Origin of the sequence: Streptosporangium minutum, from assembly GCF_002149035.1 — a bacterium.
In the GTDB taxonomy this organism is placed as follows: Bacteria; Actinomycetota; Actinomycetes; order Streptosporangiales; family Streptosporangiaceae; genus Streptosporangium; species Streptosporangium minutum.
Window position 1 is genome coordinate 1 of record NZ_NGFP01000306.1, and the last position, 10,186, is coordinate 10,186.

Consider the following 10,186-nt stretch of genomic DNA (forward strand, 5'->3'; position numbering starts at 1 on the left):
CACCGCGGGAGCCGCGTCCGGCTCCGGCGGGATCCCCGCCGTGGGCCTCTACGCACTGGGCGCGGGCCTGCTCGGCGGCGTGATCTGGCTGGTGTACGGCATCCGCAGGCGGTCCCGCTAGACCTGCCCCCGCCTGCCCCGCCGGGCGGGCGGGGAGCGCGGCGGCCGCCCCGCCTGAGGCGGCGGCCGCGCTACCGGAATGCGGGCCAGTGCTCCGGCCTTCAGGCCGGGGAGCGCGTCAATGGAGGGGGACACCGCCGGTTGGGATCGGGGTGGGCTCGGGCGGAGGGCCGAGCGAGGCGGTCTCCGTCCAGGCCGCCGCGTAGAGGATCACGCGGGCCGAGAAGTTGATCCAGATCAGCAGCCCGACCATCACCGCGAACACCCCGTAGATGGGGTTGTTCAGCGTCCTCGACAGGATCAGCGCGGCGAGCTGCTTGAGGAGACCGAAGGCGAGCGCGCCCAGCAGCGCGCCGCGCAGCAGCACCCGGAGCGGCTGCCTCGACCGGCCCATCCAGCGCAGGATGATCACGAAGAGGACGGTGTCCGCCAGGATGCTGACGGCCAGGCCGACGAGCCAGATCGAGCCGCTGCCGATCACCGACTCCGACAGGCCCAGCCACTTGGACACGATCCCGCTGGCCTGGGTGGCGAAACCGCCGACCAGCACCGAGGAGATCATCGTGATGCCGACCAGGATCAGGGCGGCCAGGTCACGGAGCTTGGCCAGGAAGAAGTTGAGGGGCGGTTCGGTGGTCATGGAGATCTCGCGCAGCGCGCCGCGCAGGGCGTCGACGGCGCCGAGCCCCGCGTAGAGCAGGCCGACCAGGCCGATGACCCCGGCGCTGGCCCGGGAGTCGGCGATCTGCTGGATCGGGAGCTGGTCGGCGAGGCCGGGCAGATACTGGTCGATGGCCTGCTGCAGGGTCCTGATCGCGTCCGGCCGGACGGACAGGAAGAAACCGAAGACCGCGAACGCCAGCGCGATGATCGGGAAGAACGACAGGAACGCGAAATAGGTCACCGCCCCGGCCAGCCGGTCACCGAACTGGATCTGGTACCGATGCACGGTCCTGATCAGATGATCGAACCAGGGCCACCGGACCCGGGTGGAGCCGACCTTCGACCGGCCCCACTCACGGAGCACCTCGATCCGTTCCTGCACGCTCGTCACTCGCGTCACCTACCCAATTACCGCCCCGCCGTACGTGGACGCGACCACGTCCTGCGGATGATCTCCGGCAGCGGCGGAGCGGCGGGCGGAACAGGCGCCGGAGGATCGGCGGACCGATCCCCGGGCAGGTCAGAGGGTGGGCAGGAAACCCACCCGGTCGCGGACCTTGACCATGGTCTCGGCGGCCACCGCGCGGGCCCGCGCGGCGCCGACGGCGAGCATCCTGTCGAGCTCGGCCTCGTCGGCCAGCAGCTTCTCGGTCCGCTCCCGGATCGGCGTGAAGGTGTCGACGACGACCTCGGCCACGTCCTTCTTGAAGGCGCCGTACCCCTGCCCGGCGTAGCGGGCCTCAAGCTCGGGAATCGGCGTGCCGGTCAGCGCGGACTGGATGCGGAGCAGGTTGGTGACGCCGGGCTTGTTCTCGTCGTCGGCGAGGACCTCCGAGCCGGTGTCGGTGACCGCGCGCATGACCTTCTTGCGGAGCGGCCCCGGCTGCTCCAGCAGGTCCAGGATGCCGCCGGGCGAGGACGACGACTTGGACATCTTGGCCGTCGGGTCCTGCAGGTCGGTGATCTTCTCGACGCCCTCGACGATATGCGGCTTGGGCAGCGTGAAGGTCTCGCCGAAGCGGTGGTTGAAGCGCTGCGCGAGGTCGCGGGTGAGCTCCAGGTGCTGCTTCTGGTCGGCACCGACCGGGACCTGGTCGGCCTGGTAGAGCAGGATGTCGGCGGCCTGCAGGATCGGGTAGGTGAACAGCCCGACGCTGGTGGAGCCCTCGCCGTATTTTGCTGACTTGTCCTTGAACTGGGTCATCCGGCCGGCCTCGCCCATGCCGGTGAGGCAGATCAGCACCCAGGCCAGCTCGCTGTGCTCGCGGACGTGGCTCTGCACGAAGACCGTGGAGCGCTCCGGGTCCAGACCGGCGGCGAAGAGCTGGGCGGCGGCGACCCTGCTGCGCCTGCGCAGCGTCTCCGGCTGGTAGTCCACCGTGATCGCGTGCAGGTCGACGACGCAGTAGAAAGCGTCGTGGCCCTCCTGCATCGCGACGTACTGCCGCACGGCACCGAGGTAGTTGCCCAGGTGGAAGGAGTCGGCGGTGGGCTGGATTCCGGAGAGGACACGGGGACTGGCCATAGCACGTAATTGTGTCAGGTGTCCGGAGTGAACGGCGCCTCCGGCCCGAAAGCGGCCGGCGTGTCCGGCGGCGAGGCGTCCGGCGTCTCCGGCGGGGCGGCCCGGCGCTTGATGCGGACCCGGGAGACCCTGCGGCCGTCCATGTCCGTGACCGACATCTCGAACCCGGGGATCTCCACCCGCTCCCCCAGCGTCGGCAGGTGCCCCAGAGCCGCCATGACGAACCCGCCCAGGGTCTCGTAGGGGCCGTCGGCCAGCCGGATCCCGGTCTCGGTCGCCACCTCGTCGAGGTTGGCCAGCCCGTCGAGCTCGACCTCCCCGACGGGCAGCACGACCTGCTCGTCCTCGACGTCGTGCTCGTCGCGGATGTCGCCGATGAGCTCCTCGACCAGATCCTCCAGGGTGACGATCCCGGCGGTGCCGCCGTACTCGTCGATCACGATCGCCAGGTGGTGCCCCTCCCCGCGCATCTCCGACAGCGTGGCCAGCACCCGCTTGCTGGTGGGGACCAGCTTGACCGGCCGGATCGGCACCAGCTCGCTGATCGGCTCGATCGACCCGGTCAGCACCGGATCCAGCAGGTCCCGGATGTGGACGAAGCCCACGATGTCATCGTAGGAGTCGCGGTAGACGGGGAAGCGGGAGTGCGGCATGGCCGCGGCCAGGACGGCGGCCTCGGCCAGCCGGGTGTCGACGGACATGAACTCCACCTCGGTGCGCGGCAGCATCACCTCGCGGAGCTGCCGCTTGCCCGCCGCGAAGACCTCCGCGATCAGGTGCCGCTCGTCCGCGGTGAGCTCCTGGTGGCCGGCCACCATGTCGCGCAGCTCCTCGGTGGAGATCTCCTCGCGGTCGGCCTCCGGGTTGCCGCCGAGCAGTTTGACCACGCCGTCGGTGGACTTGGACAGGGCCCAGATGATCGGCCGCGACAGCGCGGCCATCCGGTCCAGGAACGGCGCGACCAGCAGCGAGATCCCCTCGGCCCGCTGCCGGGCGATCCGCTTGGGCGCGAGCTCTCCCAGCACCAGCGAGGCGTAGGAGATCGCCAGCGTCACCAGCACCAGGGAGAGGGGGGCCGAGACGGCCTCGGGCACGCCCCAGCCGTCCACGACCGGGATGAGGTCCTTGGCGAGGGTGTCGGCGCCGAACGCCGCCGACAGCATGGTCGCCACGGTGACGCCGATCTGCACCGCCGACAGGAACCGGTTGGGGTCGCGGGCGAGTTTGGCCGCCCTAGCCCCTCTACGGCCCCGGGTGTCGAGCCTGCGCACCTGGCTCTCCCTGAGGGAGACCATGGCCATCTCGGCGGCGGCGAAAAAGCCCCCGATCAATACGAAAAGCATGACCAAGGCGGTGTTCGCCAAGACGCTGTTCACGAGATTGTCTCCGTCATGGCCGTCGCCCGTTCCGACTGTGGCCGATATTTGATGTGCCAGCATATGCTGGCAGTAGCCTTACAAAAATAAACACATTCAGACATCATCAAACAGGAGGCTCCGTGAAGCTGCTGGTCACCGGAGGCGCCGGATACATCGGGAGCGTCGTCGCGGCGCAACTCGTCGAGGCGGGCCACCAGGTCACCGTGCTGGACGACCTCTCCACCGGCCACGCGGACGCGGTGCCGGCGGGCGCCCGCTTCGTGGAGGGGTCGATCACCGAGGCCGCCGACGTACTGCCCGGGATGGACGGCGTGCTCCACTTCGCGGCGAGGTCCCTGGTCGGGGAGTCGGTGGAGAGGCCCGGACTCTACTGGGCGCACAACCTCGGCGGGACCCTGACCCTGCTCGACGCCATGCGGGCCGCCGGGGTCGGCCGGATCGTGTTCTCCTCCACCGCGGCCACCTACGGCGAGCCGGAGCGCTCCCCGGTCGTGGAGACCGACCCCACCCGGCCGACCAACCCCTACGGCGCGTCCAAACTGGCGGTCGACACCGCCCTGACCACCTTCGCCGGGCTGTACGGCCTGGCCGCGGTGAGCCTGCGCTACTTCAACGTGGGCGGCGCCCACACCGGCGGGGACGGGCGGGTCTACCGCGAACGACACACCGTGGAGACCCACCTGATCCCCAACCTCCTCGCCGTCGCGCTCGGCGGGCGCGAGTCGGTCAGCGTTTTCGGCACGGACTACCCGACCCCGGACGGGACATGCGTCCGCGACTACATCCATGTGGGCGATCTGGCACGGGCCCACCTGCTGGCCCTGGAGGCCTGCTCGCCGGGGGAACACAAGATCTACAACCTGGGCAACGGCACAGGCTTCTCGGTGCGCGAGGTCCTGGCGGTATGCCGCGAGGTCACCGGGCACGAGATCCCGGCGGTCGTGCGCGAGCGCCGGGCCGGCGATCCGGCGGTGCTGGTGGCCTCCTCGGAGAAGATCCAGCGGGAGCTCGGCTGGAAACCGGAGTATCCGTCCGTCCGGGACATCGTCGCYGACGCCTGGGCCGCCCTGCCCCGCTGACCACGGCCTCGGAAGCCCCCCGGACATCGATGATCGCGCGCCGTGCCCCCGGGCCGTACGGGGCTTTCCGCCGCCGACCGCTCCCCCCCTCGGCCTCCGTGGCCGGTACGCCTAGCGCAGGTTGATGCGGGCCATGTTGTTGGCGGGGCGGCGGTCGCCCACGTGGGTGGAGTAGACCGTCGCCTTGGCCCTCAGCGCGTGTCTGGGGGCGCGGAAGGCGAGGCGGAGGCTGACCCGCTTGCCGGAACGGACCGCGCGCAGTTTGCAGCCGACGAGACCGGGATACGACCGGCACCGCGCCCCCTTCGCCGACAGGAAGCGCGCCCTCTTGGTGTGGAAGAAGAGCGCGGCGTCACGGACGACCCGGGGCCCCCGGTTGCGGACCACCGCGCCCATCATGAACAGCCGGCCGGCCTGCGCCCTGCGCGACAGCCGGACCGCCAGGTCCGCCCCCTCGTCCACCGGGGTCAGCGTATGGTCGGAGTTGTTCCCCTCGTTCGCGTCGACGATCTCCGAGGAGAGCGTCGCGGTCGCCTCCAGCGGGCCGCGTGCGCCCGGCCGGACCAGGCCGCTGATCGTCACCCCGCCGCTGGTCCCGGCCACGACGTCCTGTTGCGAGGCGCAGACCACCTCGCTGGCCGTCGCGCCCGGACGGCACTCGGCGACGTCGACGCGGAGGATCTCCACCCCCTCGGGCAGATTGATGGTGAGCAGGGGCAGCACGGCGTCCTCGGGCCCGGTGTTGTGCACCTCGGCCCGGTAGAGAAGCGGCTGCCCCGGTTGCGCGATCCTCGGCGAGGTCTCCAGCCGGACGGACAGATCCGCCCCGCTGACGTCCCTTTTCCCCGGCTCCGCCAGCACCGCCCCGGGCGCTCCGACGAGAGCAAGACTGACAATTCCCACGACGACCCGCGCCGCACCATGCGCCATGAACACCGATCCCCCGACCCTCAATGATCATTTAACGCCGGGGCGCGGTCTCACGGCATCATCGACACGCCGCCAATTCACCGCACGGGCTCCGCCACGGCCGAAAGCTCCGGGGCCTGCGGGCACACGAAAGGGGCCCCGGCGGACCGGGGCCCCTCTCCGTGGACTCAGCGGAGTTCGCGCGGGCTCAGATGAGACCGAGCTCACGGACGGCGGCGCGCTCCTCTTCGAGCTCGCGCACCGAGGCGTCGATGCGCTCGCGGGAGAAGGCGTCGATCTCCAGGCCCTGGATGATCTCCCACTTGCCGTCGCGCGAGGCGACGGGGAAGGAGGAGATGAGGCCCTCGGGCACGCCGTACGAGCCGTCGGAGGGGATCGCGGCGGAGGTCCACTCGGTGCCGTTGACCCAGTCGAAGACGTGGTCGATCGCGGCGTTGGCGGCGGAGGCGGCCGAGGACGCGCCCCGGGCCTCGATGATCGCGGCGCCGCGCTTGGCGACGGTCGGGATGAAGGTGTCGCGCAGCCAGGCCTCGTCCACCTGCTCGGCGGCGACCTTGCCGCCGACCTCGGCGTGGAACAGGTCGGGGTACTGCGTGGCGGAGTGGTTGCCCCAGATGGTCATCTTCTTGATCTCGGTGACCGGGACCTGGAGCTTGGCCGCGAGCTGGGACAGCGCGCGGTTGTGGTCCAGGCGGGTCATCGCGGTGAAGCGCTCCGCCGGGACGTCCGGGGCGTGCTGCTGGGCGATCAGCGAGTTGGTGTTCGCCGGGTTGCCCACGACCAGGACGCGGATGTCGTCGGCCGCGTTGTCGTTGATGGCCTTGCCCTGCGGGCCGAAGATGCCGCCGTTGGCCTGGAGCAGGTCGCCGCGCTCCATTCCGGCCGTACGCGGGCGGGCGCCGACCAGCAGCGCGACGCTGGCGCCGTCGAAGGCCTTGTTGGCGTCGTCGGTGACCTCGATGCCGCTCAGCAGCGGGAACGCGCAGTCGTCGAGCTCCATCGCGGTGCCCTCGGCGGCCTTGACCGCCTGCGGGATCTCCAGCAGGCTCAGCTTGACCGGGACGTCGGCGCCCAGCAACTGGCCCGACGCGATGCGGAACAGCAGCGCGTAGCCGATCTGACCGGCGGCGCCGGTGACGGTGACCTTTACGGGAGTCTGGGCCATGACCTTCCCCCACTCGAAGGATGAATTGTGACGCTCGGATGTTACCCGTCCAGCGTCGCCGGTCCTGCGGCGAGTACCTTGATCCGGCCTCCGGGCAGAGCGATCAGCGCGACGAGGGCGACGAGCGCCCCGCCGACGGCGAGCCAGGGGATGACGCTCGCGGCGGCGGAGGCGTGCGCGGCGCTCAGCCCGTGGACGGGCGCCTCGTCCCTGACCACCGAGGCGTAGAGGGTGCCGGCGAGGGCCAGCGCGACCGAGCCGCCGATCTGCCGGAAGAAGGTCAGGTTCGCGCTGGCGGTGCCGATGAACCGGCGCGGGACCGAATACTGGACCGCCACGGTCAGCCCGGAAAGCATCGGCCCCATGCCCAGGCCGAGAAGCGCCATCCACCCGGTGAGGGCCAGGCCCGGGGTCTCGGTGGTGAGCCCGGCGCAGAGCAGTGCCCCGAGCGCGATGAGGCCCGCCCCGATGATCAGCCACGGCTTGTAGCGCTGGGTCCTGGACATGAGCACGCCGGCGATCCCGCTGCCGGCCACCATTCCGAGCATGAGCGGGTAGATGCGCAGGCCCGACTCGGTGGCGCTCAGCCCCAGGGACTCCTGGAAGTAGCGCGGCAGGAACACCACCCCGGCGTAGAGGCAGAACGCGGTGAGGAACGAGGTCGCGTTGGCCAGCGTGTAGGTCCGGTCGCGGAACAGCTCCAGGGGGATGATCGGCTGCGCCGCCCTCCGCTCGACGAGCACGAACAGCGCCAGGAGCAGGACCGACGCCACAACGGGCCACAGCACGGGTCCGCTGGTCCAGGCGTGGTCGTCCAGGCCCTTCTCGGTCAGGCCGAGGAGCAGCGCGCCGATCGCCCCGCTGAAGACGGCGATGCCGAGATAGTCGGGGCGGACGCCGCGCCCCTGACCGGCCACGTGCGGCAGCCGGGCCACGATGATCGCGATGAGGACCAGGCCGATGGGGAGGTTGACCAGGAAGGCCCAGCGCCAGCTGGCCTGGTCGGTGAAGACGCCGCCGAGGAACGGGCCGGCGATGTAGCTCAGCGCCATCACCCCGCCCAGCGCGCCCTGGACCCGGCCGCTCTTGTCCGGCGGGAACAGGTCGGCCACCAGTGCCAGGGAGAGCGGCAGCAACGCTCCCGCGCCCAGCCCCTGCAGCGCACGGAAGGCGATGAGCTGGCTCATGTCCTGGGCGAGGCCGCACAGGAGCGAGCCGAGCAGGAACAGCACGACACCGGTGAGCAGCAGCGGCTTGCGTCCGTAGGTGTCCGACAGCCTGCCGTACAGCGGGACGGTGATCGTGGAGGTCAGCAGGTAGGCCGTCACGACCCAGGTGTAGAGGCCCGTGCCGCCGAGCTCCTGGGTGATCCGGGGCAGCGCGGTGCCGACGATCGTCTGGTCGAGCATGGCCAGGAACATCCCGCCGAGGACGGCGAGGAGGAGCAGCCCGTTCTTGGGACGGGTCTCCGCTGGAGGGGGCGATACGTCAGTAGACACATGTTGATGTTTACGTGTCATTTTTGACATGTCAATCGATAATTATGATGGGGGCATGTCCCTACGGATCGCGCTCCTCGGCCTGCTGACCGTCTCCGGCCCCGCCAGCGGCTACGACCTGACGAAACTGTTCGAGAGCTCGATCAACAACGCCTGGCAGGCCCGGCACAGCCAGATCTATCCGGAGCTGAACAAGATGGCCGCCGACGGCCTGATCACGGTCGAGGAGGAGGGCCCGCGCGGCCGGAAGACCTACGCGATCACCGACGAGGGCGCGCACGAGCTGCGCACGTGGCTGATCGAGAAGGGGCCGACACGGTCCTACCGCAGCGAAGGGGTGCTGCGCGCCTTCCTGCTGCCCACGCTGGAGCCGCACGAGGCCGCGGCACTGCTCCGCGCGGAGGCCGCGTCCTACGGCGTCAGGCTGGCCGAACTGGAGGCGATCCGCGCGGCCAAGTCCTCGTGGAAGGAGCCCGGCTTCGGTCACTACGCCCTGGACCTGGGCATCCGCCAGACACGGCTGATGCAGGACTGGGCGGAGGAGACCGCGGCCGAGATCGAGGGGTCTACCCGCAGCTAGCCATGGCCGGGACGCCGTCCTCGCGGGTGGCGAAGTCGACCCTGGAGAAGTGCCGGTCGAGCAGCTTCCTCATCGTGCCGCTCTCGTAGAGGCCGGCGATCACGCCCTGCACGGCCTTGCACGCGCGCCTGTCGCCCTTCTTCATGGCCACCGCGTAACGCTCGTCGGTCAGCTTCAGACCGACCACCTTGTAGCCGATGCTCTCCCGGTTGCCGAACCCGGCCAGTACCAGGTCGTCACCGGGGACGGCGTCGACCTCGCCGGTCAGCAGCTTGTTCATGCAGCCGGTGTAGGTCTCGGCGGGGACCAGGACGAGCCGGTCCACCGCGCCCTGCAGGGCGCGGACCGAGCCGCTGCCCATGGGCTGGCAGACCCGCTTGCCCTCCAGGCCGGCCGCGGAGACGATCGGGGAGCCGTCCTTGACGAGCACGTCGACGTGGGCGAGATAGTACGGCCCGGCGAAGGTGACGTCGTCCTTGTCGTTGATCGAGTAGGTCGAGACGACCAGGTCGAGGTCACCGGAGGCCAGAAGCTTCGGCCGCTCCTCCCGGCTGGTCGCCCGGAAGGTGACGCCGCTCGCGGGCACCCCCAGCGCCTTGGCGATCTCGGTGGCGAGGTCCACCTCGAACCCGCTCCACTTGCCGCCGCTGTTCAGCGCGACGCCCGGCAGGAAGTCGCGCATGCCGACGGTGAGCCTGCCCGTCTTCGCCGCCTTGTCCGCCACGGAGGCGAACGTCGCCGGAACGGATCCGGTGGGCTCGGGCTCGGTGCCGAAACGCGGCGGCCAGCCGGTGACGGCGACGGCCGCCGCCCCGGCGACCAGCAGCGCGGCGACGGCGGCCGCGATCCAGCGCCCCTTGTGCGAGCGCCTGGGCGGCGCCGAGTCCGGGACGGTGGCCTGCCAGCTCGGCGGCGGAACGGGAGCCGGAGGCTCACCACGGCCGGGAGACGTCGCCTGCCCGCCGTACCCGGGAGACGACACCTGGTCGCCGTAACCGGGAGACGAAGGACGCTCGCCGTACCCGGGGGACGAAGACTGCCCGCCGTACCCCGGAGACGACACCTGGTCCCCGTACCCCGGAGACGAAGGACGCTCGCCGTACCCCGGGGACGAAGACTGCCCGCCGTACCCCGGAGACGACACCTGGTCCCCGTACCCGGAGGACGAAGGACGCTCGCCGTATCCCGGAGAGGAGGCGCGGTCGCCGGGGCCCGGTGACGGCGGGTGCTCGCGCCGGGCCCCGGC

Annotated in this window: 10 protein-coding genes; 2 read left to right on the forward strand and 8 right to left on the reverse strand. The window is 70.8% G+C overall.

The genetic code is table 11. From position 1 onward, the window contains the following. Positions 1–238: 238 nt before the first annotated feature. From CA984_RS39005 to CA984_RS39015, 3 genes are all read right to left on the reverse strand, one after another. A complete protein-coding gene (locus tag CA984_RS39005; protein ID WP_086578402.1) occupies positions 239–1,174 on the reverse strand; it encodes a YihY/virulence factor BrkB family protein in 936 nt (311 codons plus the stop codon). Positions 1,175–1,303: 129 nt separating this feature from the next. Further along, entirely contained in the window at positions 1,304–2,308 is a 1,005-nt protein-coding gene (gene trpS / locus CA984_RS39010) for a tryptophan--tRNA ligase (RefSeq protein WP_086578403.1), read from the reverse strand. Between the two features lie 14 nt (positions 2,309–2,322). Then, entirely contained in the window at positions 2,323–3,684 is a 1,362-nt protein-coding gene (locus tag CA984_RS39015; protein ID WP_242676419.1) for a hemolysin family protein, read from the reverse strand. 122 nt (positions 3,685–3,806) lie between these two features. On the opposite strand from CA984_RS39015, the gene galE reads away from it, so the two are divergent. Then, positions 3,807–4,766 (forward strand): UDP-glucose 4-epimerase GalE, encoded by a 960-nt coding sequence (gene galE, locus CA984_RS39020; protein WP_086578405.1) that lies wholly within the window; start codon positions 3,807–3,809, stop codon positions 4,764–4,766. Positions 4,767–4,877: 111 nt separating this feature from the next. On the opposite strand, the gene CA984_RS39025 is transcribed toward galE, so the two are convergent. From CA984_RS39025 to CA984_RS39035, 3 genes are all read right to left on the reverse strand, one after another. Next, complete coding sequence (locus tag CA984_RS39025) at positions 4,878–5,669, reverse strand: DUF11 domain-containing protein (protein ID WP_133061910.1); 792 nt, start codon at positions 5,667–5,669, stop codon at positions 4,878–4,880. Between the two features lie 214 nt (positions 5,670–5,883). Next, positions 5,884–6,861, reverse strand: a complete 978-nt coding sequence (locus CA984_RS39030; RefSeq protein WP_031160861.1) for a malate dehydrogenase — start codon at positions 6,859–6,861, stop codon at positions 5,884–5,886. A 41-nt stretch (positions 6,862–6,902) separates the two neighbouring features. Further along, on the reverse strand, positions 6,903–8,360 hold the full coding sequence (locus tag CA984_RS39035) for an MDR family MFS transporter (protein WP_086578407.1): 1,458 nt from the start codon (positions 8,358–8,360) through the stop codon (positions 6,903–6,905). Positions 8,361–8,415: 55 nt separating this feature from the next. Here CA984_RS39035 and CA984_RS39040 point away from each other — a divergent pair, with 55 nt between their 5' ends. Next, positions 8,416–8,940: a PadR family transcriptional regulator gene (locus tag CA984_RS39040; protein ID WP_086578408.1), complete on the forward strand. Its 525-nt coding sequence runs from the start codon at positions 8,416–8,418 to the stop codon at positions 8,938–8,940. Here the strand turns inward: CA984_RS39040 and CA984_RS39045 are convergent. Together CA984_RS39045 and CA984_RS47465 are read right to left on the reverse strand one after the other, a co-directional pair. Next, entirely contained in the window at positions 8,927–9,922 is a 996-nt protein-coding gene (locus CA984_RS39045; RefSeq protein WP_086578409.1) for a glutamate ABC transporter substrate-binding protein, read from the reverse strand. The two genes, CA984_RS39040 and CA984_RS39045, sit on opposite strands and share 14 nt — an antisense overlap. Further along, the coding region (locus CA984_RS47465; protein ID WP_207621204.1) for a hypothetical protein at positions 9,873–10,186 on the reverse strand (314 nt) is incomplete at its 5' end. The genes CA984_RS39045 and CA984_RS47465, both read right to left, overlap by 50 nt.

What these genes read in the sequence shown, in the direction of transcription:
- trpS (WP_086578403.1), bottom strand. Translation starts at nt 2,308, where the DNA reads ATGGCCAGTCCCCGTGTCCTCTCCGGAATCCAGCCCACCGCCGACTCC.
- CA984_RS39030 (WP_031160861.1), bottom strand. Translation starts at nt 6,861, where the DNA reads ATGGCCCAGACTCCCGTAAAGGTCACCGTCACCGGCGCCGCCGGTCAG.
- CA984_RS39040 (WP_086578408.1), top strand. Translation starts at nt 8,416, where the DNA reads ATGTCCCTACGGATCGCGCTCCTCGGCCTGCTGACCGTCTCCGGCCCC.